Origin of the sequence: Paenibacillus pinihumi DSM 23905 = JCM 16419, from assembly GCF_000422505.1 — a bacterium.
GTDB classification, from domain to species: Bacteria; Bacillota; Bacilli; order Paenibacillales; family Paenibacillaceae; genus Paenibacillus_D; species Paenibacillus_D pinihumi.
Genome location: NZ_KE383870.1, coordinates 64,271 through 88,531, shown reverse-complemented (window position 1 = coordinate 88,531; position 24,261 = coordinate 64,271). Strand labels below are relative to the sequence as shown.

25 protein-coding genes are annotated in these 24,261 nt (G+C 50.4%); 7 read left to right on the top strand and 18 right to left on the bottom strand.

All coding sequences use genetic code 11. The features are described 5' to 3' along the window. Positions 1 to 68: 68 nt before the first annotated feature. From H583_RS0130830 to H583_RS0130810, 5 genes are all read right to left on the bottom strand, one after another. Positions 69 to 923 carry an inositol monophosphatase family protein gene (locus H583_RS0130830; protein ID WP_028563841.1) on the bottom strand — a complete coding sequence of 285 codons (855 nt, stop codon included), beginning with the start codon at positions 921 to 923 and terminating at the stop codon, positions 69 to 71. Positions 924 to 1,257: 334 nt separating this feature from the next. Then, positions 1,258 to 2,274: a UV DNA damage repair endonuclease UvsE gene (gene uvsE, locus H583_RS0130825; RefSeq protein WP_028563840.1), complete on the bottom strand. Its 1,017-nt coding sequence runs from the start codon at positions 2,272 to 2,274 to the stop codon at positions 1,258 to 1,260. Further along, a complete protein-coding gene (locus H583_RS0130820) occupies positions 2,271 to 2,588 on the bottom strand; it encodes a hypothetical protein (protein ID WP_028563839.1) in 318 nt (105 codons plus the stop codon). Before H583_RS0130820 ends, uvsE begins: the two co-directional genes overlap by 4 nt. 22 nt (positions 2,589 to 2,610) lie before the next feature. Beyond that, positions 2,611 to 3,699 carry a D-alanine--D-alanine ligase gene (locus H583_RS0130815; protein WP_028563838.1) on the bottom strand — a complete coding sequence of 363 codons (1,089 nt, stop codon included), beginning with the start codon at positions 3,697 to 3,699 and terminating at the stop codon, positions 2,611 to 2,613. A 60-nt stretch (positions 3,700 to 3,759) separates the two neighbouring features. After that, a complete protein-coding gene (locus H583_RS0130810) occupies positions 3,760 to 4,821 on the bottom strand; it encodes an amidase domain-containing protein (protein ID WP_028563837.1) in 1,062 nt (353 codons plus the stop codon). A gap of 54 nt (positions 4,822 to 4,875) precedes the next feature. Here H583_RS0130810 and H583_RS37425 point away from each other — a divergent pair, with 54 nt between their 5' ends. Further along, complete coding sequence (locus H583_RS37425) at positions 4,876 to 5,025, top strand: hypothetical protein (protein ID WP_154666041.1); 150 nt, start codon at positions 4,876 to 4,878, stop codon at positions 5,023 to 5,025. 148 nt (positions 5,026 to 5,173) lie between these two features. Continuing rightward, positions 5,174 to 7,885, top strand: coding sequence for an aconitate hydratase AcnA (gene acnA, locus H583_RS0130805; RefSeq protein ID WP_028563836.1), 2,712 nt, complete (start codon positions 5,174 to 5,176; stop codon positions 7,883 to 7,885). A 405-nt stretch (positions 7,886 to 8,290) separates the two neighbouring features. On the opposite strand, the gene H583_RS0130800 is transcribed toward acnA, so the two are convergent. The 3 genes from H583_RS0130800 to H583_RS0130790 are packed head-to-tail and all read right to left on the bottom strand — an operon-like array spanning position 8,291 to position 11,199. Next, the gene (locus H583_RS0130800) at positions 8,291 to 9,136 is read right to left on the bottom strand and encodes a glycine betaine ABC transporter substrate-binding protein (protein ID WP_036711681.1); all 846 of its coding nucleotides are present in this window, start codon (positions 9,134 to 9,136) and stop codon (positions 8,291 to 8,293) included. A gap of 33 nt (positions 9,137 to 9,169) precedes the next feature. Next, positions 9,170 to 10,003 (bottom strand): ABC transporter permease, encoded by an 834-nt coding sequence (locus H583_RS0130795; RefSeq protein WP_028563834.1) that lies wholly within the window; start codon positions 10,001 to 10,003, stop codon positions 9,170 to 9,172. Then, the gene (locus tag H583_RS0130790) at positions 10,000 to 11,199 is read right to left on the bottom strand and encodes a quaternary amine ABC transporter ATP-binding protein (protein WP_028563833.1); all 1,200 of its coding nucleotides are present in this window, start codon (positions 11,197 to 11,199) and stop codon (positions 10,000 to 10,002) included. The genes H583_RS0130795 and H583_RS0130790 overlap by 4 nt, the downstream gene beginning before the upstream one ends. Positions 11,200 to 11,477: 278 nt before the next feature. Between H583_RS0130790 and H583_RS0130785 the strand changes: the two genes are divergently transcribed. Next, positions 11,478 to 12,059: a GbsR/MarR family transcriptional regulator gene (locus tag H583_RS0130785; protein ID WP_028563832.1), complete on the top strand. Its 582-nt coding sequence runs from the start codon at positions 11,478 to 11,480 to the stop codon at positions 12,057 to 12,059. 79 nt (positions 12,060 to 12,138) lie between these two features. On the opposite strand, the gene H583_RS0130780 is transcribed toward H583_RS0130785, so the two are convergent. Then, on the bottom strand, positions 12,139 to 12,882 hold the full coding sequence (locus H583_RS0130780; protein ID WP_028563831.1) for an IclR family transcriptional regulator: 744 nt from the start codon (positions 12,880 to 12,882) through the stop codon (positions 12,139 to 12,141). Between the two features lie 353 nt (positions 12,883 to 13,235). Between H583_RS0130780 and H583_RS34930 the strand changes: the two genes are divergently transcribed. Both H583_RS34930 and H583_RS0130770 read left to right on the top strand, forming a co-directional pair. Then, on the top strand, positions 13,236 to 14,279 hold the full coding sequence (locus H583_RS34930) for an alpha/beta hydrolase (RefSeq protein WP_036711635.1): 1,044 nt from the start codon (positions 13,236 to 13,238) through the stop codon (positions 14,277 to 14,279). 87 nt (positions 14,280 to 14,366) lie between these two features. Next, on the top strand, positions 14,367 to 15,449 hold the full coding sequence (locus tag H583_RS0130770) for a Fe-Mn family superoxide dismutase (RefSeq protein ID WP_028563830.1): 1,083 nt from the start codon (positions 14,367 to 14,369) through the stop codon (positions 15,447 to 15,449). 94 nt (positions 15,450 to 15,543) lie between these two features. On the opposite strand, the gene folE is transcribed toward H583_RS0130770, so the two are convergent. The 6 genes from folE to H583_RS0130740 all read right to left on the bottom strand — a co-directional run bounded on the left by folE (position 15,544) and on the right by H583_RS0130740 (position 19,645). Next, positions 15,544 to 16,137 carry a GTP cyclohydrolase I FolE gene (folE, locus tag H583_RS0130765; protein ID WP_028563829.1) on the bottom strand — a complete coding sequence of 198 codons (594 nt, stop codon included), beginning with the start codon at positions 16,135 to 16,137 and terminating at the stop codon, positions 15,544 to 15,546. Positions 16,138 to 16,161: 24 nt separating this feature from the next. After that, on the bottom strand, positions 16,162 to 16,380 hold the full coding sequence (locus H583_RS0130760; RefSeq protein WP_028563828.1) for a YneF family protein: 219 nt from the start codon (positions 16,378 to 16,380) through the stop codon (positions 16,162 to 16,164). Between the two features lie 220 nt (positions 16,381 to 16,600). After that, entirely contained in the window at positions 16,601 to 17,794 is a 1,194-nt protein-coding gene (queG, locus tag H583_RS34925; protein ID WP_051237264.1) for a tRNA epoxyqueuosine(34) reductase QueG, read from the bottom strand. A gap of 132 nt (positions 17,795 to 17,926) precedes the next feature. Then, positions 17,927 to 18,463 (bottom strand): signal peptidase I, encoded by a 537-nt coding sequence (lepB, locus tag H583_RS0130750; RefSeq protein WP_245586045.1) that lies wholly within the window; start codon positions 18,461 to 18,463, stop codon positions 17,927 to 17,929. 1 nt (position 18,464) lies between these two features. Beyond that, positions 18,465 to 19,019, bottom strand: a complete 555-nt coding sequence (locus H583_RS0130745; protein WP_028563826.1) for a DUF402 domain-containing protein — start codon at positions 19,017 to 19,019, stop codon at positions 18,465 to 18,467. A gap of 203 nt (positions 19,020 to 19,222) precedes the next feature. Then, entirely contained in the window at positions 19,223 to 19,645 is a 423-nt protein-coding gene (locus H583_RS0130740; protein ID WP_028563825.1) for a GNAT family N-acetyltransferase, read from the bottom strand. Between the two features lie 529 nt (positions 19,646 to 20,174). On the opposite strand from H583_RS0130740, the gene H583_RS0130735 reads away from it, so the two are divergent. Then, a complete protein-coding gene (locus H583_RS0130735) occupies positions 20,175 to 20,789 on the top strand; it encodes a superoxide dismutase (protein WP_028563824.1) in 615 nt (204 codons plus the stop codon). 272 nt (positions 20,790 to 21,061) lie between these two features. Here the strand turns inward: H583_RS0130735 and mutY are convergent, their stop codons facing one another. Together mutY and H583_RS35800 are read right to left on the bottom strand one after the other, a co-directional pair. Beyond that, complete coding sequence (mutY, locus tag H583_RS0130730; protein WP_028563823.1) at positions 21,062 to 22,438, bottom strand: A/G-specific adenine glycosylase; 1,377 nt, start codon at positions 22,436 to 22,438, stop codon at positions 21,062 to 21,064. 40 nt (positions 22,439 to 22,478) lie between these two features. Beyond that, positions 22,479 to 23,309, bottom strand: coding sequence for an AraC family transcriptional regulator (locus tag H583_RS35800; protein ID WP_081667670.1), 831 nt, complete (start codon positions 23,307 to 23,309; stop codon positions 22,479 to 22,481). Positions 23,310 to 23,454: 145 nt separating this feature from the next. Between H583_RS35800 and H583_RS0130720 the strand changes: the two genes are divergently transcribed. After that, positions 23,455 to 23,781, top strand: coding sequence for a c-type cytochrome (locus H583_RS0130720; RefSeq protein WP_028563822.1), 327 nt, complete (start codon positions 23,455 to 23,457; stop codon positions 23,779 to 23,781). A 53-nt stretch (positions 23,782 to 23,834) separates the two neighbouring features. On the opposite strand, the gene acpS is transcribed toward H583_RS0130720, so the two are convergent. Then, complete coding sequence (gene acpS, locus H583_RS0130715) at positions 23,835 to 24,230, bottom strand: holo-ACP synthase (protein ID WP_028563821.1); 396 nt, start codon at positions 24,228 to 24,230, stop codon at positions 23,835 to 23,837. Positions 24,231 to 24,261: the final 31 nt, after the last annotated feature.

The window sequence follows — 24,261 nt, the reverse complement described above, 5'->3', positions numbered from 1 at the left end:
TTTACCTTTCCCAGAAAATAAAAAATCCTCTTCCGTAGAATTCCACGAAAAAGGATTTATCATTCCGGTTAGCCTGCAGCCCCGGCCTTGCCTAGCGCCGCTGTCAGCTCATCATGAACATGTCCGTTGGAGGCAGCTACATTCCGCACGCCCAGATGGTAAGGCTGTCCCCCTGTATCGGTCACCTTGCCTCCGGACTCCTGAATCAGCAATGCGCCTGCAGCCAAGTCCCAGCTGTTCAGCCCGATTTCCCAAAAGCCGCTCAGTCTGCCTGCCGCCACGTAAGCCATATGCAGCGCAGCCGAACCGGCCACACGCAAATTGCGGACCTGCGGCGCGACAGCTTGTACGCCCTTCAGATTAATAGGGAGCGCATATTGATGATCGGCGGGAAAACCGGTAGCAATCAAGCTATCCCGCAAAGTTTGCTCCTTGCTTACCTCCATGCGTTTGCCATGGACATAGGCACCCTTGCCCTTCTCGGCGACGAACAGCTCGTCCCGGGTCGGATCATAGACAACCCCGACGATAACCTCGCCTTTATGGGCAAGCGCAATGGATACGCAATAATATGGAAATTCATGCACAAAATTCGTTGTGCCGTCAATCGGATCAACTATCCATAGATATTCCTCATCCCGCATGGACTCCAGCGCTTTGGCTGATGCCTCCGGCCCTGCTTCAACACCTTCTTCCCCGAGGAAGGAATGGGTTGGAAAATGGGTACGGATCAGGCTTCGAATCATTTTCTCCGAGCCCTTGTCAACTTCAGTCACCAGATCGTGGGATGAATATTTCAAATTGAGACTGGAATACGCGCCAAGCTTGGTATTAATCCATTGCCCAGCCTTGGCCGCACAGTTGATCGCTACGGCGGTGAAACTCTTACTGCCGACCACCGGTTCATTCCGCTGCTCACTCACTGTACATCACTCTACTTTCCTATCAAGCGTAAACAGCTGCTGCTGACTAAATCAGGAGACTGCCGCTTCGCGAAATCTTCTACATATCAAGTATATCGTAAAGCGCGTTCACGATGTTAGAACAAAAATATGAATATGCGATATTATACGTGTTGCGAGGTTTAAAGTTTCATATAGCCGCCATGATCGGGCTGCTAAATGGTTAGCTGCCCTAATATGTTGACCAAATGCCTAACTATAGCTTTTGCAATAAAAGAAAGCGTATACTTATTTATCATAAAAAAGCCCTGCCGCCAACAATTTGACGGCATTGGACTCTATAGATGCAAGGCAGTCAAATTTCGATGGAGGCTCCGTCAACGACCCGGAAACCGCCGTCCCTCTCGCGCTTGCGCAGCTCGTCCATCAACTGGAACAGTGCTGCATCCTTCTGCTTGGCCTCCAGCATGACATCAATCCGCGGTACTGAACCGGCAATCTCCTGTAAAAAGCGCAGCAAGTGCCCCGGTTCGAGCAAATCGGCATGACTCCGCATATCCTTTTCGCTCCTGGGACTGGATGCATGAATCTTTGGCGGCAAAGATTCTGCAGCCGGGCCGCCCGAGAGGCTACCCCCTCCGGTCTCCCAGGTACGGGCAATACGCGGCCACAGCTCCCGTACAACAGCGTTCTGGCTGAGCCCCCCATCATTGACCGCATGGTGGTGAATGTCCAGCACCATCGGCACACCGCTAAGTTCAGCTATCGCCAAGGTTTCCTCAGCGGTAAAGGTTTTGTCGTCATTTTCCAGCGTAATACGGCCTTTATAGCGTTCGTTAAGCTCCGCAAACTGCCGGACGAACCGTTCGCCAGCCGCTTCCTTGTCCCCGTATGCCCCGCCCACATGAATATTGCATTTGGCAGTTCTCTCACCAAGTCCCATCGCCTCCAGCATACGCACGTGGTATTCCAGATCACGGACCGAGCTTTCCAGCACCTCAGGACGGGGTGTATTGAGAACACAGAAGTGATCCGGGTGAAAGGACACCCGGAGCTTCTTCTCCCGGACATAAGCGCCTACCTTGGCGAACGCCTCTTCCAGTGCCGGGTACGGGTCCCAGTCATTCAGCTCCCCATGTGTTGCCAGCGGAATCAGCTTGGAGGAAAAGCGGTATACCTGAACATCGTGTGCTACACAATGTTTGAGCAGACGGAGCGAATGCTCCAGGTTCTCTAATGCAATCCTCTCCAGCTTGCGCAAGGCTGCTCCCCGGTCAGCCAGCCTGGAGAATTGTTGATAGGTCATCGTGCGGGAGACGGATGCATTTTGCAGCATCATACTCATCGCTACGAAGCCAAAGCGAACAATCACTCCCGTTCGCCAAAAAACATCTCATGCGCAAGAGCCGTCTGAATTCTCGACTCGTCCTCTGTCAGCTTGCGCACAAGTTCCATTTCAACCTCGGTAATTTCCTCTCCCTGGAAATTAATTTCAGCGATGGATGCAACGATTTTTACAATCGCAATAGCCTCATTTTCCGGCGTATAGGCGATTACCTTCTGGCCTGTCGGATATACGCGGAAGCCGTTTTTGACCATCTTGCCGCGGCCATATTCCAGCAGCTCGTACAACTCCTGCGTCGATTTAAATTTGCATACCGAATTGAATTCCGTTTCAAATCCCATTATGCGTTCAACTCTCCTTCAATTAACTGCTGTATTGAAGCTGCTGCTTGGCCGCATACCGTTCAAGCGCCAGCGTAATCAATGAATCCAGGAGCTCCCGGTAAGCAATTCCGGACTCCTTCCACATAAGCGGATACATGCTGAACGGGGTGAAGCCTGGCATCGTATTCACTTCATTGATGAACAGCTTCCCGTCTTCCTTGCGCAGGAAAAAATCCATGCGGGACAGCCCGGAGCCATCAATCGCCAGATAGGCGCGCTGCGCCATGCTGCGAACAGCTTCTGCGGTTTCAGACGGCAGCTCGGCCGGAATCTGCATGACGGATTTGCCGTCAATGTACTTGGCCTGATAGTCATAAAAATCACCAGAGCTAATGATTTCACCCGGTACAGATACACGCGGCTCATCATTGCCAAGCACGCTTACCTCAATTTCTCTGGCATCGACAAACTCCTCTACAACAACCTTACGGTCATAACGCAGTGCATAAGCAACCGCAGCCTGCAGCTCGTCGCGGTTCCTTGCTTTGGAGATGCCTACGCTGGAGCCGAGATTGGCCGGCTTGATAAAGCATGGATAGCCGATCGATACTTCGATCTCCATAATGAAAAAACCAGGGTCCTTCTCCCACTGGGTACGGTTGAAAGAGCGGTACACACATTGGGGAAGCCCTTCGTGGGCAAAAATCTTTTTCATCATGATCTTGTCCATCCCCACCGCAGAAGTTAAAACCCCTGCCCCTACATAAGGAAGATTAGCCATTTCCAGAAGCCCCTGGATCGTCCCGTCCTCCCCGAAGGTGCCATGCAGCAGCGGGAAGACCACATCGAGACTGGCGCCAGCCGCAGTACTGATCCCGTCGAACAGGGAAGTGATTGCCGAAGACTGGGCTGACTGCTGTTCCTTGAATTGCAGTTCATCTACCGACGCAGGAGCAGCGGGCAGAAAACTTCCTGTCAGCCACCCGCCGCGCTTCGTTATGTAGAACGGCTTCACATCATATTTATTATAATCAAATGCCTGCAGGACAGATAATGCGGTTTGGAGCGACACTTCATGCTCCCCCGATCTGCCTCCATAAATCAAGCCAACCTTCAATTTCTCCCCCATTGGTTTTCCTCCGGTTACATATAATTTCCCTTACTTGGGCCAATGACATACTATGAATGCCTATAATTCGTCGGCAATATGAAAAAATCGGTACTGTGTCTGTTCGGTCCACGCGTAAGAATCACGGTAATCCCAATAGCGGTGCCGGCTTGATACGGTATTGGCGTTAACCAGCGGCATGCCGTCCACATCAAAAGCGGTTACAATCGTGCTATGCTGGAACCTTCCGTCCCCGTTCCAGTCGTATACAATGACATCGCCCAAGTCCAACTGCTCCGGGGCACTGACAATTTTCGCCCGCAACCCGCTGTTGCGCTTTCCCGCCAAAAAGCTGTGAAGCGCATTGGATACAGCCCAGCTATAGCTCCACCATTCATTTCCATTATCGCGGCCTTTGTACCACCAGCCCGCTCCCCTCCTACCAGTATAGTCCATAGGGGCACGGCCTGCAAAGAGACACTGGGAAATGTAATTGGTGCAATTGACCTCAAATTCCTCATACTCCGGGTTGGCTGAATCCCACCACCGGTCGGCATATGCGACGGCCAAGTCACGATGATACAATGCCCGGACAGGCTCATGACTGTAGTTTCTTAAAAGATTATAATTTAAGTATGGAAGCACGGCTGACTTCGCCAAACTGTATTTATCCGCCTGTTCATCCTGTTCCGGTACGAGCTGGGATGCGCCGTATCTCGGGCGCCGCTCGGCAACAACAGGCTCAATACGGGTAATCTGCCAATCCCCGTTATGATTTTGCAGCCAGATGCGTTCAAAATCCCGCCGCTCCTCCAAATACACACTCCCCTGCTGATTCAGTGTCCTTGTATGATCACAGCGGAGCAGAACAGCCGTCTCATTGCCTAATTCATGCACGCGGACAAGCCTGGCCTTAGATTCATGCTTGACCGATGCAGCCTGCCGTTTCTTGTCGCGTGCTGCCGTCCTTGTGAGCCTTTTGTCCAGTCGCTGCAGATGGTCCTTGTCTCCCGCCGCTTCTTGAAGCGGGAGCACCGCATGTTCAATTTCAGCCTGATTGACCAGCCGCACGTAATCGTTAATTGAAGCTCTCCAGCCGCTGAGCTGCTGTGGAGCACGTTTTACCTTAGGGGACTGCGCCATAAACGAAACCTCCTTCACAAGAGTAAACGGCGTAACGGCCTTTGAGAAGTTTTTATGCCGCGAACTGCACATACTATCAAAATGCCGCCTCAGATTGCACCAATCTCCCGCGTCATTCATCTGTCCGGCAGACTCGCACCCTCCTTCAAACTGGCCTCCCCTGATGAGAAAAGCCGGGCATTAACGCTTGATGGGATAGACTGATTCATTATATGAGATAAATGATGTTCTCATGATGAAAACCCTCTTTACGCAAGCCCTAAATTAACGATATACTATAAGTAGGTTTAATTATGAAATTATGTTTCACAGAATGAAACAGACTGAACTGCGCTTAAGGAGGAACTCTACGATGTCTAAACAAAATCATTACTCCGTCCGCACATCGCTTGATGTCGGCGGCAAATCGTATGCCTATTACAGGCTGAACGGTTTGGAAGAGCAAGGTCTCGGCAACATCTCCAAGCTTCCTTTTTCCATTAAAGTTCTGCTTGAAGCGGCTGTACGTCAATTCGACGGACGCGCGATTACAGCTGAGCATGTCAAGCAGCTGACGAACTGGGCTGACGGACGTGAGGATAAAGAAATTCCATTTATCCCTGCCCGTATCGTTCTTCAGGATTTCACCGGTGTGCCGGTCGTTGTTGACCTCGCGGCAATGCGCGACACCGTCAAAAAAGCCGGCGGCGACCCAAAACAGATCAACCCGCTCGTACCGGTTGACCTCGTTATTGACCACTCCGTCATGGTAGATGCATTCGGAACACCTGATGCATTGGAATTTAACGAAACGATTGAATTCAAGCGCAATGAAGAGCGTTACCGTTTCCTTCGCTGGGCGCAAACTGCGTTTGACAACTTCCGTGCGGTACCTCCGGCAACCGGTATCGTTCACCAGGTTAACCTGGAATATCTGGCATCTGTAGCTGCTACAAAAACTGTAGACGGCGAAACTGTCGTGTATCCGGACTCTCTGGTCGGAACAGACTCGCATACAACAATGATCAACGGTCTTGGCGTAGTAGGCTGGGGCGTTGGCGGTATCGAGGCTGAGGCAGGCATGCTGGGGCAGCCATTGTACTTTGTAACTCCTGAGGTTATCGGATTCAAGCTGACAGGAAGTCTGGCAGAGGGAGCAACAGCTACTGACCTGGCACTGACTGTTACTCAAATTTTGCGTAAAAAAGGCGTGGTAGGCAAGTTCGTGGAATTCTTCGGACCAGGCCTGTCCAACATCAGCCTGGCTGACCGTGCAACTGTAGCCAATATGGCTCCTGAATACGGCGCAACTGTCGGTTTCTTCCCGGTTGATAATGAAACACTGAACTTCCTGCGCAACACCGGACGTGAAGAAGAGCAAATTGCGCTGGTTGAAGCTTACTATAAAGCACAAGGCATGTTCCGTTCGAACGAAACGCCAGACCCTGTATTCTCTGATGTAGTAGAGCTTGACCTCTCCTCCATCGTTCCTTCCCTGGCTGGACCGAAGCGTCCTCAAGACCGTGTCGAACTGACTTCCATGAAGGAAGCGTTCAACGACATCCTCCGCACTCCGATTGACAAAGGCGGATACGGGCTGTCCGACGAGAAAATTGATGAAGTTGTTGATGTGAAGCACAAAGACGGCCAACTGAGCAAAATGAGCACGGGTGCGGTTGTTATTGCTGCGATTACGAGCTGTACGAACACTTCCAACCCAAGCGTTATGCTCGGCGCAGGCCTCGTTGCCAAAAAAGCGGTAGAGCGCGGACTTGTGAAGCCTGCTTATGTAAAAAGCTCGCTGACACCAGGTTCCCTCGTCGTAACCGAGTACCTGAAAAAAGCCGGACTGCTGGAATCGCTTGAAGCACTGGGCTTCCATGTTGCAGGCTACGGCTGCGCAACTTGTATCGGTAACTCCGGTCCACTGCCGGACGAAGTGAGCCAAGCTATTGCGGATAACGACATGACTGTGGCTGCCGTACTTTCCGGTAACCGTAACTTTGAAGGCCGTGTCCACGCCCAAGTTAAAGCGAACTACCTGGCTTCTCCGCCACTGGTTGTCGCTTACGCATTGGCTGGTACGGTAAATATCGACCTGTCCAAGGATCCTATCGGATATGACCAGTCCAACCAGCCGGTATACCTGAAAGACATTTGGCCGACTTCCAAAGAAATCTCGGATGCTATTGCAGTTGCAATGAGCCCGGAATTGTTCCGCAGCAAGTATGCCAACGTATTTACGCAAAACGAGCGCTGGAACGCAATTCCGGTACCAAAAGGCGAGCTGTACGAGTGGGACGAGAACTCCACTTACATCGCGAACCCGCCGTTCTTTACAGACCTGGGCTCCGAAGTGGGCGACATTGCCGACATCGAAGGATCCAACGTACTGGCATTGATGGGCGATTCCGTTACGACAGACCATATCTCACCTGCCGGTAACATTAAGGCTGACAGCCCTGCCGGACAATTCCTGATCGAGCATGGCGTAGCCCGCGAGGACTTCAACTCCTACGGTTCCCGCCGCGGTAACCATGACGTCATGATGCGCGGTACATTTGCAAACATCCGTATCCGCAACCAGGTTGCACCTGGCACTGAGGGCGGCGTAACCAAATACCTGCCAACTGACGAAGTAATGTCCATCTATGATGCTTCCATGAAGTACCAGGCAGAAGACAAAAACCTCGTTGTTATCGCAGGTAAAGAATACGGTACAGGAAGCTCCCGTGACTGGGCGGCGAAAGGTACTTTCCTGCTCGGCGTAAAAGCTGTTATCGCTGAAAGCTTCGAGCGTATCCACCGTTCTAACCTGGTTGGTATGGGCGTACTTCCGCTTCAATTCCAGCATGGTCAAAGCTGGTCTTCCTTAGGGATTACCGGACGTGAGGTATTTGATATTAAAGGCCTCTCCAATGATGTGCTCCCGGGACAGGAAGTTTCCGTTACTGCTACCCGTGAAGATGGAACAAACTTTGAATTCAAAGCGATTGCCCGCCTCGATTCGATGGTTGACGTGGATTACTACCGTAATGGCGGTATCCTGCAAACCGTGCTTCGTCAAATGATCGCTAAAATGTAATTCAATTAAATCCCGTATGCGGCCTGCCCGCCGTGTACGGGATTTTTATTTATTATAGAAGTTTCTCTGGCCTCGTTATCAGCCAAATCAGCCACTTAATAATGAGAATCATTTTCAAATATAGAATACACTATCTTGGGCAGGTTGACAACTGCTTAATCTTTTTACGTTCGTGCAACGCCGCCGTGTGAAATGTTCTTCCGATCGCTGTTGTTCCCGGATTTCCTGAGGCAATAATTTAAAGGTAGAAATCCGGGAACAAAGGCGAACACTTCGTTTCTACAGAATCATTTCACACTCTGGCTATTCGACTGCCGTTTCTTCATTAAATTTATACTAACAACAGAAAAAGCTGACCTGTTTGAAAAAGGTCAGCTTCATTTTTATATATGAAAGATCTGGTGCTTATTCTCCGATCCAGGCCTTCACTTTATCTTCGTTGGCCTCTACCCATGCTTTGGCTGCATCCTCAGGAGATTTGCCTTCATTGACAGCAACCATTACTTCGGCCATGTCATCCGGCGTCCAATTGAATGCGTCCAGCACAGCATAGGCATCCGCTTTGTCTTCCTTCAGCCCTTGACGCACGAGCGTATGAATTTGCTCCTCGCCGCCGTAGACATTTTTAGGATCATCCAGATATTTCAGATCCATCTTGCCGAACATCCAGTGCGGCGTCCATCCTGTCACGACAATCGGCTTCTGAGCCTTATAAGCCTTATCCAGCTCCTGGGCCATAGCTGCAGACGAGCTTTCAACCAGCGTCCACTTGTCACGCAGGCCATATTCATCGAGAACCTTCTCTGTGGACATCATAATGCCCGCTCCAGGCTCAATCCCGATAATCTGGTAATTGAGCGCTTGGCCGCTCTCTTCCTTGTTCAGGTCCTCAATGCTTGTAATGTCCATATAGGACGGAACAGCAAGACCTGTCTTCGTTCCTGCGAGATTTGGTCCCAGATCGACCAGCTTATCCCCGTAGCGCTCCATATAGGATTCATGCGTGGAAGGCAGCCACCCGGCTACCATCGCGTCAGCGCTGCCGTCCGAGATTCCGGCGAACATCGGCCCGGCATCTACCTGCAGCATTTCCACTTTATAGCCAAGCTTCTGCTCCAATACTTCCTTCACAACAAATGTACTGGCAATTTCCGAATCCCAGGCGACATAAGCGAGCTTGATACTTTTACTGCCGCCACCTGCAGAATTCGCACAGCCTGCTAACACCGTAATCAGCAGCGCAGCTGCCATAATCAAACTAAGTTTTTTCAATGTTAATCCCCCTTATTTTTTCTTTCTCTTGATCACATTTTGAGAAATACGGTCAAGCAAAATCGCCATAATCACGATCGCGAGGCCCGCCTCAAAGCCAACGCCTGTCTTGGTCTGGGTCACCGCACGGAATACATCCGCACCTACCCCCTGCGCCCCGATCATGGAAGCAATAACAACCATAGACAGGGACAGCATAATTGTCTGGTTTATACCGGCCATAATCGTCGGCATTGCAATCGGCAATTGCAGCTTGAACAGCTTCTGCCCAGGTGTGGAGCCAAAGGCATCAGCCGCTTCTACAAGCTCATCCGGAACCTGGCGGATGCCCAGGTTGGTCAGACGAATGGTTGGTGGTATCGCGAATATTACCGAAGCGATAACACCCGGCACGACACCAAGCGAGAAGAATGAAATTGCAGGCAGCAAATATACGAAGGCCGGCATTGTCTGCATAAAATCAAGGACCGGTGTAATAATATTTTGCACCGTATTTTTGCGGGCACACAGGATGCCGACAGGAACACCGATCACGACAGACAGCACAGCTGCAGTCAGAACGAGCGCCAGCGTCTGCATGGCATGATCCCAGTAACCCAAATTATCAATAAGCAGCAGCCCGATTAATGCGAATACGCCCATCCGCCATTTGGCTATATACCAGGTCAAGGCCACAAGAATTGCAATCAGCAGCAGCGTAGGTGTGCCTCTGAGCACCATTTCAAAACCGCCGACAATCTGTCCAATAATAAACTTGATGAAATTGAATAATGGGGCGAAATTGGCCGTCAGCCAGTCTTCAGCCGTTTCAATCCAGCTTCCAAGCGGAATTTTGGGCAAATTCATGCTTGCTCACCTGCCCCCAGGTCAGCATTGCCTGCCAGTGCAGCCAATACAGCCCCTTTAATAACAATTCCCTTGAGTCTGCCTGCACTGTCAACGACGGCCACGGGCAGCTTGATGCTTCCCATCAGCTCAAACAATTCGTTGAGCAAGGTGTCAGGAGCCACGGAGGGCAGCTCGCGCTGAATGATGCTCTCCAGCTGAAGTCCTTCTTTAATCGCATTGGATGCATCCTCCGCTGTAATGACGCCGATCAGCTTCATGCCCTTATCGACAACATACAGGCTGGAAACGCCTCGCTCACGCATCAGCTGCAGAGCAACCCTCGGCCCTCTTTCTGCCGTGATCGTCTCTGGTTTGCGCATCACATGGGATGCAGTCAATACCTTGGACAAATCGACATCCTCCACAAAACGTTCCACATACTTGTTGGCAGGCTGCATCAGAATTTCCTCCGGCGAACCGATCTGCACAATACTGCCGTCCTTCATCAGCGCAATCTGGTCGCCAATACGCAGCGCTTCGTCCAGATCATGCGTAATGAAGACAATTGTTTTCTTCATCTTGGATTGCAGCTCCAGGAGCTCATCCTGCATGTCCTTGCGAATGAGCGGATCAAGCGCACTGAACGCCTCATCCATCAGCAGCACATCCGGATCATTCGCCAGCCCTCTGGCAAGACCTACCCGCTGCTGCATCCCCCCGCTAAGCTGATCGGGATAGCTGTTCTCCCATCCCTTCAAGCCCACGAGCTCGAGCGATTCCATAGCCATCTCGCGCCGCTTTGTCTTTTCTATGCCCTGCACCTCAAGACCGTATTCTGCATTTTGGAGTACGGTGCGGTGCGGGAACAGCGCAAATTTCTGGAATACCATGCCCATATTTTTACGTCTGAATTTTCTTAATTGCTCTGCATTCATCTTCAGCACATCAGTGCCGTTAAACAAAACCTGTCCCGAAGTCGGCTCAATCAACCGGTTCAGCAACCGTACGAGCGTTGATTTTCCGCTTCCCGAGAGGCCCATTATCACGAATATTTGCCCCTCTTCAATACTGAAGCTCGCCTGATTTACCCCGACGGTAAGCTTTGTTTCTTTATGAATCTTTTCTTTCGTCCACCCTTCCTTTAATAGAGGAAGCGCGCGTTTCGGATCAGATCCAAATACCTTAATGAGTTGTTTTACTTCAACAATCGGCATGTTATCCCCCCTTTGTACGGTGCCTGTCTATACTGTTGCTTTACTTGTAACAGTTTAGTTCGAAACAGCTTGTATCGTCAAAATGCGTAATCTTCCATATATTTTGTACAGTTTTAACTTTACAAACTTATTATCCTGTATACTCTGTTTTCCTCCCTATTTCGTCAACATCAGATGCTTTACATTTCTGGTAGGCTGTGCTTCAATACTTGTTATATACAGCTATCAACAACAATTGAAACGGGTAGCATAAGCAATTTTGTACTCTGGAGGGTACCATGAAATACTTGGAGGCATTGACTGAAGAACAGCAGCGGAAGGTAGGACAAGCAAGACAGCGTGTCATCGAATCGATCGGCAAAAACATGGATTTATACGGCATCACATTATCAATTGGCCATTTGTACGGCAATATGTATTTTAACAATGCGCCCGTCACGCTGGATGAGATGAGCGCGACAATGGGCATGAGCAAAACCTCAATGAGCACAGGCATGCGCACGCTAATGGATTTGAAGATGATTAACAAGGTCTGGGGCAAAGGAAGCCGCAAGGACTTATATGAGGTTGTTCCGGACTGGCATCAGAATTTTATCGACTATTTCTCTATCCGCTGGAGAAAAGCTGTCGAAGCTAATTCCAATGCCCTTCATAAATCATTGAAGGAAATTCGCGACATGCGGACTGAATATGCGGATAATGAGCCGCTGCTTGCACTGCTGGACCAGGACGAGAGCAAAATACATGATGCTCTGAGCTATTACAAATGGCTGCTGAGACTGATTGATTCGTTTGAGTCGGGTAAAATATATGAGCTGATTCCAATGGAGGAAACCGGGGTAAATATTAAAGAACAGTAGCCAGTCCCAAACTCCCCGGAAGTAAAAAATAAGGTTCTCTTCTGCTGCCACTGAGGCAAAACAGAAGAGAACCTTATTTTTATTTAACCATTGTGCCCATCAATCGGGCCGAATTCATAATCATCGGCGCGTATTCGCGCATCTTCTCCAGCGTGAGCCGCGATGCCGGTCCGGACACCGACAATGCCGCAGCCAGCTTGCCTGACCGGTGGAAAATCGGGGTGGCTACTGCAGCTGCACCCGCTTCGCGCTCCTCCACACTTGTGGCGTATCCAATACGACGGATTTCCTCGAGCTGCTCCTCAAGCTGCTTGCGGTCAAATCCGGTCGGCCAGGACTTGCCGCCCATAAGCGCCTCACGATCCGCTTCCTCTGCGAAGGCGATTAACACCTTGCTGGAGGCGCCCACATACAGCGGCAGGCGCGCACCGACAGGCGCAACTCTGCGGATCGCCTGACCGCTCTGTACGGCCTGGACACGCAAGCGGTCCTCCCCGTCTCTGACGTACAGGCTGACCGTTTCGCCCAATTCATCCCGCAGCCGCTCCATCTCTGGCAGCAAGATGATAGCCGGATCATCATTATTCGACAGATGCGTCGAAAGCTCCCAGATTCTCATGCCAAGTCTGTAGCGGTCTGAAGCACTGTCACGAGTAATGAAGCCCTTCTCTTCAAGTGTTGCCAGCATCCGGTGTACGGTGCTCTTGTGCAGCCCGACCCGCTCGGCAATTTCTGTCATCGCCAAATCCGTACCGTCTGTAAAGCAAAGCAATATATCAAGCGCCCGTTCTACAGCGCGCACTGTGGACTTGTGCTCTTCCATATTAAGAGCCTCCCTTGTTTCACACAATGAAACTTAATTACACCTAGTAGTATAACATACCGGGGTTGGGCAGCGGAAGGTCCAAGGTGCAAAAATGATCCGAATCATTTCAAAAAATTGCAAAAAATATGCTCCCCTTATGAGATTACAATCAGATTGCAACAAGTTATATAATTTGCTAATTTTCTCACCTTAATCCCCCTTAGTTTACAGGCAGATTACAAGTGAATAACATTACATCTACACCAATTGACACCCTGGGACAAAAGTCATACGATGAGAACAACAGTTAATATTAAACCGCTTTCAAAACCAGTGCACAAGCCTTATTTTCATCACCGGGAGGGATTAGCATGAACAGCACGATATTGACACCAGTGCCGCTGGAAGGGGGCTTCTCAACAGCTTCTCAGCCCGTACTCCAGCCGCATCCGGGCATCCGCCCCCTTCCGGCAACGGAACGCGCACGCAGTAGGCATATAGCCATAGCAGCCTTGTCGGCTTTTGTCGCCTTTGTGCTGTTCACCCTGGTCGCCTTCCACGGCTATGTCGCCTGGATGCTTGCTTATCCATATGTGGCCCCGCTTACTTCCAATCCTATGGAGGCCAAAAATCTGCCGTACCATGATGTACAATTCAGCAGCGCCAGCGGCAAAACTACGGTAGACGGATGGTTCATTCCGGCAGAGAACGCTTCTCCCAAAACCGTCGTATTCAGCCACGGCTATGGAGCCAACCGCGAGGAAACCTGGGTTCCGATGTATGAGCTGGCCGAATTGGTACATCGGCTAAATTATAATGTATTGATGTTTGATTACGGCTATGCATCTTCTGTTCATAAAACTCCTGCAACAGGCGGACGCGAAGAATCCCAGCAGCTGCTGGCTGCCGTGGATTACGCCAAGAGCCAGGGAGCGAAGGAAGTCATTGTCTGGGGGTTCTCTATGGGCGCAGGCACTGCCCTGCAAACCGCACTGCTTACGGATGAGATCGACGCCATGATCCTGGACAGTACGTTTTTGGCTGATGCCGACACATTGTACTACAATGTTCAACAAATTATTAATCTGCCGCGCTATCCATCAGTTTCACTCATTAATTCCATGTTTCCGCTGTGGACGGGAACGAGCCTGGACCAGATTCCAGCCGACCTGATCAAACATAAGGCGTATTCTATGCCCATCTATATGATCCACGGCACAGCGGATTCCAAGGCGCCTTATGAGACAGCCGAAATGATTTCCGGCGCACAGCAAAATCCGTTATCCAGGGAATGGATCGTCGAAAACGGACATCATGAATTGCTGTTCCGTGACCATCCGAAAGAATACATTCAGAGAGCCGCCCTCTTCCTGAGCCAGGTCGAAGCCAAAGAGAATGGTTCCCTCCAATCTTGAATATGAACTTCATTTACACGACATAAGCCAAGTTCAGTGCGGAATACATTGTGAGAGATGTAATCCGAACCGAAGGAGGCCTATGTCGTGCTTTATATTTACGGCAAGTACATGCCCTTGCGATGGCTTGAGGAAGTGCAGCGGTGGAAACAACAGGAAGCCGGACATGCGCTGCTCATTCAACAGACAGTTCCAGGCCTTGAGCCGGAGTATGTGAAGTTGCTGAAGGAGTGGCAAGAGGTCTTTACTGCAACCGGGCAATGTGCCGCAACATGGATCAGGGAACTGCTGCCGATAGCAAAATCCATACCACCCAAAGCAGCACAGCAGGTAGAAGAGCTGGTTAAAAACTCTCTTGCGCAGACGCGGGAGTTCGTGGCCCAGCTAGATAAGATGCTGAAGAACAGCGCGGCCATTGCCAAAAATCCGGTATCCCGGACGATTGTGCAGCATATTAAGGAGGAATCCGAGAAAAATCTCAAAGAGCTGGCAGGGAAAACGAAGTTGACGGAATGGGAGTTGCGCGATGACAAATCCGCCCAGCCCGTGCCTGTTGGCGGACATACCCTCCCGCCCCTGCCTTATGCATACGATGCTCTGGAGCCTTATATCGATGAGGATACGATGCGCGTTCACCATGACATCTTGCATAAGAATTACGTCAATGGCTTGAACAAAGCGGAGACGGAACTTCAGCAATCACGCAAAACCGGAGATTTTGAGTTGGTCAAGCATTGGGAACGGGAGCTCGCCTTCAACGGAGCCGGACATTATTTGCATACCCTCTTCTGGGATACGATGTCACCGCAAGGCGGAGGTGCTGCTGTAGGGCCGATAGGCAACCAGATTGAACATGATTTCGGCAGCTACGATGCATTCAAAAGGCAGTTCAGCCAGGCGGCTGAAAAAGTCGAAGGCGGCGGTTGGACGATTCTTGTATGGAGCCCGCGCAGCCACCGTCTAGAAATTTTACAAGCCGAGAAGCATCAGAACTTGTCCCAATGGGACGCGATCCCCCTGCTGCCGATTGATGTCTGGGAGCATAGCTATTACCTCAAGCATCAGAACAAACGGGCGGATTACATCAAGGACTGGTGGCGTGTTGTCAATTGGCCTTATGTGAATGAGCGCTTCCTCAAGGCCAGCAAACTGCAATGGGTGCCATATTGAACAAGACTGCCGTACTTGCGGCCTTCAACTTAAAAACGGGCTGTTTCTCCTGGACATCTACAAGTCCGGCAGAAACAGCCCGTTACGATTGAATTTATTGTTTGAGCAGAGACAGAAACTCGGAACGCAGCGCCGCATTTGTACGGAATTCCCCGCGAACCGCAGATGTAACCGTCTTGCTTCCGGTTTTCTTCACGCCGCGGGCGCACATGCACAGATGCTCACCCTCTACAACGACCATAACGCCGTTCGGCTTCAGCACCTCTTCCATAATGTCCGCGACCTGTGAAGTAATGCGCTCCTGCACCTGGAGACGTCTGGTTATCGCATCGACCAGGCGAGCCAGCTTGCTCAAGCCCGCAATTTTACCGCTTGGAATATATCCAATATGGGCCTTTCCGAAGAAGGGCGCCATATGATGCTCACATTGGCTGTAATACACAATATCCTTAACAATGACAAGCTCCTCATGCTGCTCATCAAAAGTAACGCCGAGCACCTCGCGGGGATCAACCTCATAACCGGAAAAAATCTCCTCATACATCCGCGTCACTCTCGCCGGCGTTTCCAGCAGACCTTCACGCTCTACATTTTCACCAATCAGCTTCAAAATTTCCTTCACATGAAATTCAAGCTGCTCCCGATTAGCGGTAACATTGGAATTGACGTAATCTTTTTTTCCAGCCAATCTCTTGACCTCCCTTTAAGCAGCTTATCTGCGTCCAGGACGATGATTCTTCATCATTTGCTGAGCACGCTGCATTTGCTGCTTGTTCATATTGTAGCCCATTTGCTTCGCCATCTTCTGAAGCATGTCAGGATCGCTTTGCATTTTTTCAAGCTGCTTGCGGAGATAGAAGACCCCGATGAAGAATCCTCCGGCAAGTCCTAAAATTAAAGTAATAATCGGAATAGCAATATCCCAGAACATAAAATGAGATCGACCTCCGTCTATTTTGAATGCACTTTATCATACCATGTACAAGCTGGTTGTTCCAGCCCGCGGGACTGATTTTTAAAATATAAATCCGTACACACTAGCGGCATCGGATATGCTTGGAAATACGCGAAAATATGACGGATACCGCTGCACCGCGCGTTCTCGCGCAGCGATATCCGTCCCTGCTGTAAAAAAAGCAGCAGACAACCGTCTACACTTGTGTAGGCTGTTCTTCTTCCTCCGTAACTGAAGATTCCAGATGCCGGTCCAGCGCCCGTCTGATCATCGCAAGCGCTCCCTCATCTTCCTCATGCTCCAGGGCCGCAGCAAGCGCATCAAGCGCCATGCTGCTGCCGATCTGGCCGAGCGCCCAACCGGCTGTCCCTCTCAGAACAGGCCTTGGGTCCTTCTTCAGCACTCCGATCAAATCCGGCACGGCGCTCTCTTCCTTGAAGTTGCCAAGTGCAATGACCGCATTGCGCTGGATCGGCTTTCTGCCCCGCCATGCGGATGACGTGTTGCCATATTGCCGCTGAAACTCCTTGTTGCCGATCGTGAGCAAAGGCACAAGCAGCGGTTTTACCTGCTCCGGATCAGGCTGCAACTCCGGCTGATGTGTCCAGTTCTTGCCCTTGTTGACCGGACATACAATCTGACACGTATCACAACCATAGAGCCTGTTGCCAATTTTACGCATGACATCTTCATTTATAAAATCCTTTGTCTGCGTAATAAAAGAGATGCACAGCTTGCTGTTAAGCTGTCCGGGCCCGACAAGCGCGCCTGTCGGACATGCGTCGATGCATTTGGTACAAGAGCCGCACTGATCGGTAATTGGGTTGTCCGGCGGTAGCGGAAGATTGGTCAGCATCTCGGCAAGATAGATCCATGATCCGAACTCCGGAGCAATAATGCAGCAGTTTTTGGCGCTCCATCCAAGACCGGCCCGCTCCGCTACCGCGCGGTCGGACAATGCCCCGGTATCCACCATATTTTCAGTCCTTACGTCAGGCACCCTGTCTCTCAGCCACTGCTCCAGCCTCTCCATCCTGTTGCGCAGCACCTTATGATAGTCATCCCCCCAAGAAGCACGGGCCAATATGCCCCGCCTTGCTCCAGGCTCAGACTTGGGCGCATCCTTCAGCTTGGACGGATACGCGATGGCAATCGCAATTATGGATTGGGGCTTGTCAAATAATAGGGAGGGGTCCGTACGCTTGTCCAGATCCGGTTCTTCAAAACCGGACTCATACCCCAGCTCCCGGTGTCTTATTAATCTTTGCTTTAATTCCGTAAACGGTTCGGTCGAAGCGATACCCAGCTTGTCGATGCCAAGCTCAGGCAGTGCAGCAAGCAACTCCCGCTTCAATTCCTCATAGAATCCCGCGGTTCTCAAGCTTTGCATTGAGCTATTAAGCCTCCTTGTAAACCTGTAAAAATGGATTGTATGCCCGCCGCGACCGCTGCACCGGTGCGCGGGAAGTGTGTATCCCGGGAGGTATTCCTCCCATTACCAACCCCTTATATGAATCTTCCATTAGATCGATTTCATCTTGGTAACCGGCCACAATATAAAATCTGCCCGGCCCTTAATGCTCTTTTCGGTAACGGTGCCAAAACTGCGGCTATCTCTGCTCGCTCCGGCATGACGGTTGTCACCCATAATAAAATAAGTACCCGGCTCTACCGTAAACGGCCCGAAATCCTCATCCTCAATCGTAAGGCCGGTGTAAGGCTCGACCAGCATTTCCCCGTTCAAATACAGACGCTGGCTGCGAATCTCTATCTGATCTCCCGGGACGCCAATTACCCGCTTGACGAGATATTCGTTGCTTTTCAGCTCATGCTCCGGGTCTTCAGCAATTACAACATCACCGCGCTTTGGCGAACCGGCCAGATAGACTGCCTTATTGACGAACAGCCATTCCTTCTCTTCCAATGTAGGCTGCATGGATTGGCCTTTGACGGTAGATAAATTAAAGACAAAATAATGAAGCAGCGTGACAATGACTACGGCGATAATCAATGTTTTGAACCAGTCCAAAAGTTCTGCAACCAAGGGTGGACGACTCATGCTACACCCCTTCTTTTCTTTTTTTCCATTCATTATAATAATGATACACCAGGTCGTCAGCAAACGGCGCCCCGCCGCTGCGGACACGCTGAATGAGACCGGACAGCCCATCGTTAACCTTGTCCTGCACCAGTGCAGGATAATGATACAGCGCCTTATGCGCCTCATATTCCTCGCGGTCCACTACATGCACCGAACCATCCCAGGTACGGATCACATCCAGATCATAATCAATATAAGTCAGCACGCCTTCATGCAGGTAGGGAGGCGAAGCCACATTGCAATAATACCGGATACCTGCTTCCTCGATCAGTGCCACGACATTAAACCATTGCCTTGGAATAAAGAAGGAAACAGCCGGAACCTTGCTTACCCACACCTTCCGGTCTGACTCCTGGATGGGGGTCTGCTCATTAATGAGCACAATCATCGATTCCGACGCGTGGGCTGCTGTTAACCTGGATTTGGGAACCAACCAGTTCTGGAGCCACATCCGGTGAAGATGGCCGTCATGCTTGAAGCTTTTTATAATACACGGCTGATAGATTGTTTCCATGTGAGGCTCCTAGGTTTGGTTATTATTATAAGAAAAGCACATCTGCGCGCCAAATGCAATGGCCCTTCGCAGATATGCCTGCTTAAAAAGAAGGAGAAACGGCTGACGCCTGGTATTACCCGTTCGCGTCACCCGTTTCATGTTAGAAGCTGATCTTGTATAACCTTGCAAGCCTTAAGGGCTGCCCCTTCAAACCGTGAATCCTATCCTGCAACAATGCTAAGCTTCTGAATGGAACGGAAGAAATCCTTCGCTGCAAAACCCATAGATTCATAAAGAGACAAAATCGGCTCGTTGTGCTCATCCGCTGTAATCATGATTTTGGTTACATTACGCTGTACAAAGCGCTGACGCAGGCTGCTGATCAAAGCTTTGGCAATGCCTTGGCGCTGATAGTCCTTGTGGACTGCAACTCTGTAGTAGTAGCCCTTATTATTGTCAATTGTACCAATAATCATGCCGACGATCTCGTCGTTCATACTGGCCACGAGTACCAGCTCGCTGTCCCAGGACAACTGTCTGGCGAAGGCCTCCATCGTTTGTTCATAGCATTCCTCGGTTAGAACCGTTTCGAGCAACTGGGTGACTGGCCGGTAATCGGATAGTTGAAAAGAACGAACGCGCATAATGAGATCCCCTCTAACGAAAGTCTTTTGAAACTGTAACCTGTGATACAAACGTATGCAAGCCTGATAAAAACCTTTAACTTATAAAATTCTTAAATCGGGCCTAAACGGCTGACGCCGTCCTCCCGATATTGGCAGCGGTGTGAAGCGAAGATAACTGGATATATCCGCTGTAAACCTGTCATGTTTGGAACCTTAAGAAAACCTTAAAAAACTCGTACTGTAAAAAATACGACAAAACTTTACGAATTCCTTCTTTTTTCGTTACAAAAATTTAATAAAAGTCCGAATGTAAATATTGTTACCGCTTTGAAGCCTTCCGGCAATCGGTTTAATCATCGTTTTTTTACATTGCCGACATATTTCACTCTGTTTTGAGTGATGCTAACACGGGTAATTCATACATATGCCTTTACAGTTTGGTACTAATGCAGCAAGAAACTTTATAAACATATTTGTTGCTTTATTATCAAAAGAAGGGGTATAATTGTGAATGAATCACTACATACATTAATAGGAGGTTTTTTAATTGGCACATCAATTACCTGCTCTTCCTTACGCTAACAATGCACTTGAGCCACATATCGACGCGACAACTATGGAAATCCACCATGACCGTCACCATAATACTTATGTTACGAACCTGAATGCAGCTTTGGAGTCCGCTCCTGAACTGCAAGGCAAATCCGTTGAAGATCTGATCGCTGACCTGAACAGCGTACCTGAAGGCATCCGTACTGCTGTTCGCAACAACGGCGGCGGACATGCTAACCACTCCCTGTTCTGGGAAACAATCGGACCAGACGCTGGCGGCGCACCTCAAGGCACACTGGCTGCTGCAATTGACAGCGAGCTGGGCGGCTTTGATAAATTCAAAGAAGATTTCGCTAAAGCAGCTACAACCCGTTTCGGAAGCGGCTGGGCATTCCTGGCTGTAACTAAAGACGGCAAGCTGAAAGTATACAGCCTGCCTAACCAGGACAGCCCAATCATGGAAGGCGAAACGCCTTTGCTTGGTCTGGACGTTTGGGAGCATGCTTACTACCTGAAATACCAAAACAAACGCCCTGACTACATCGCTGCATTCTGGAATGTAGTGAACTGGTCTGAAGTTGGCAAACGTTACGAAGCTGCTGTAAAATAAGCAGATTCTCAATCGAACAAGCCCCCGTCAAGTCTGATTACAGACTTGACGGGGGCTTGTTTTCCCTTATTCATCATCTTCCCAATTGAATTAAAGGGTGTACGTATCGCAGCAGTATGCGAAGAGATGAAGGGCTTTCGCAGAAACGATAGTGGTTGCCTTTAAAGACTGATTCCCGTCCTATGGGATATCAAAATCCGGGGAATCGGTCTTTAACAGCAATCGGAGAAAGCCCTTCATCTCGCAGTCCTTTCTGCTGCACTTGCATACTCTTAATTTAATTCCCAGTAATTACGCAATATCCGCAAAAATACATTGGGAAAGGCCAGCTCCCGCATATCCTCCGGACTGATCCAGCGGTAACCTTCCGGGAGCGGAATCTCATGGCCCTGCTGTTCGGGCTCATTGGATGAAACAGCAATTTCATTTACTGCTGAAACCGGCGATTCAGAGAGTACCCGGGCCGGAGCTGTTTCACTTCTCCAATAAGAAGCCCTTTGCTCGGCTGCTGTCAGTTCCCCTCTGAGTACGGCTTCATATTGGGACTTCTGCTCTTCATTCTCTTTCAGCACAAAACCGAAATCCGACAGAAACACATCCATCTTCCAAATAATATGGCTGAATACATGCTCCGCCTCCATCCAGCGGTGTCGCGGACGGACCAGCAGCCTCGTCTCAGCAGCCAGCGACCGCCCCAGTTGCTCCATTTGCGCAGACTGGTTGCTATCCGGAGCAGATGCCAAACCTGAACCGGCGCTTGTTTCCTCCATAACCGTATCCTTTTTCTTGCGTCCTCTGCCCGTTTTAGGTGTTTGTCCGTCCTGGTTTCCCCCGTCTTCCAGCAAATGCGGCAGCTCCCACATCTGCGCGAGCAGGCCGGTCTCCGGGCGCTGGCGCACGAGCACTTTTCCTGCGTGGGCGCCATTGCCTTCAATAAGCGCAACAAGCCGTCTTTCCTCACGTGGAGGCTTGGCCTTCGTCTTGATCGGCAGCACCGTCTCTTTCCCGGCCAGACGGCCCTGGCAGTGCACCATCACCGGGCAGGTCAGACAGCCGGGAGATTTGGGCGTACATACGAGCGCCCCAAGTTCCATTAAGGCTTGATTGAAATCACCTGCTGCCCCTTCGGGGATGAGCGACCTGGCCAGATGCTCCAGTTGAACACGCGTGCGTGGTTTCGCAATGTCATCCTCCAGACAAAAATATCTGGACAGCACCCTCATCACATTGCCGTCCACTGCAGGCTCCGGCCTGTTGAAAGCAATGCTCATGACAGCTCCTCGCGTATAGGGTCCAATTCCCTTCAATCCGGCGACAGCATCAGCATCATCCGGTATCACGCCATTATATTTATCGACTACTTCTCTCGCTCCAGCCTGAAGATTGCGGGCCCGGGAATAATAGCCGAGTCCTTCCCAGCATTTGAGTACCTCCGGCTCCGGAGCCTCCGCCAGGGCAGTTACAGAAGGAAAACGTTCCATAAACCGCTCGTAATAGGGAATTACCGTATCCACACGAGTTTGCTGAAGCATAATTTCCGACACCCAGACCCGGTAAGGGTCACGATTTTGCCGCCAGGGCAGCGTCCGCTTATGAATATGGAACCAGCCCAGCAGCTCCTGACTAAAATATAAATGAATATCCACCATAGATTGTCTTCTCCTATCCGGCCTGCAAGCCCTTTGCTTGTTACAAATTCTGATATAGCTTCCGGTAACGGCTCGGAGAAAGGCCGGTATATTGCTTGAACATTCTGGACAAATAATGATTTTGCATGCCGACTTGCCTTGCGATTTCTCCCACCGGGTCATCTGAGGACTGAAGCAGTTCCTTGACCCGTTCCATTCGCCGGTTATTTACATACTGGATCGGGGAAACCCCAATATTGTTTTTGAAAAAATCGATAAAGTAATTCGGATGCAGACAGACTAGCCGGGCCAGCTCATCGACCTGGATAACACTGTCCAAATTCATTTCAATATAAGCCAGTACTTCATCGAGGTTGGATGCCGCCTCCGACTTGCCGAGCTCTTCCACCTTCATTTCTGCGTTTTCGATATAGCAGGCAACCAGTTCGAGAAAGGCGCTTCTTAATCTGAGATGGCTCGTATACCAATTGTTTTGCAACGCAGTTATCATTTTTTGAAACAATTCCTGCACATGTAAAGGCTCTTTCATCCTCACCCTAACAGGGAGGGCCATCGTCTTGAAGAAATCCGCTTCCCCGACAAAACTTTTGAAATTGCACCAGTACATACGCAAGCAACCATTTCCATATACTTTGCAGGCTTGCTGCGTACCGGAAGGCAGCAGAAACAGCTCGCCCGGCTCAAGAATATATTCCTGACCGTTCATCGTTATGGCAGCTTGTCCGCTGCTGACCAGCAGGAACCTGCAAAAATCCGGGCTGTCCAGGCTTTCCTCCCAGCCTGCCTCCGCATCCATACAAGCGGCAAACGAAACGTTCGCCTCGATATGATAAAAGAATCCCTTCATCACTTGTCTATACGTTGTTGGCATCTAGTCTCCCATATTCTCCATTCACATTCCCGATGACATGACATTGACAAAATCTTGCGGTAAATTTTCCGGTATAATAGTAGCAATACGATTAGAATAGCCCGCCATGCTGGGATGGCGGAGCTCAATCAGGAGGCATCATACGATGAAACGCTTTACGCGCAGCATGCTAACAGCAGCCGCAGCGTTAACTGCTTTGGCAGCACTGGCGGGATGCGGCAGCTCCAGTCCGCTTGACGGACCTGAGGATGTGATGAGCATCTACCGTACCAGCTGTCTGTCTTGCCACGGAACAGATTTGCAGGGCCGGGTCGGAGAGCAGAGCAATTTGCAGCAAGTTGGCAGCCGCCTGTCCAAGGACGACATTCGCAAGCAGATTGAACAAGGCGGGGTCATTATGCCGGCCTACAAGAGCAAGCTGACGCCCGAGCAAATCGAAGCGCTGGCTGCCTGGCTGGCTGATAAGCATTGATACAACCAGTAGACCACCGCATCCCTCAATTGCCCGCTTGCCACATATTTAAGCTACACACCTGACTTCTCGATGACGACAAATGCCGAGGCCATTGTCCGTTCATGGGTAATCGTTACATGCACATTTACAACAGCAGACTGAAGCCCAAGCCGCTGCCATGCCTCCGGGGACAAGCGCACGCATGGCTTTCCTTTATCATCAGGCCTGATTTCAATATCTGTAAACCCCATGATATTTCCAATTCCGCAGCCAAAGGCTTTGACCACCGCTTCCTTGGCAGCGAAGCGGCCCGCAACAAATTCAGCCAGGCGCGCTCCCTTGCTCTCCGCCAGTTCAAGCTCCTTAGCAGTCAACACCCTTTTCATGAATCTTTGGCCTGTCCGGCCTGACAGCAGCCGGCCGATGCGGCCTATTTCCGCCAAATCATGGCCAATCCCCAGAATCACCGGTACTCTCCTCCTTGTCGTGACATAAGAG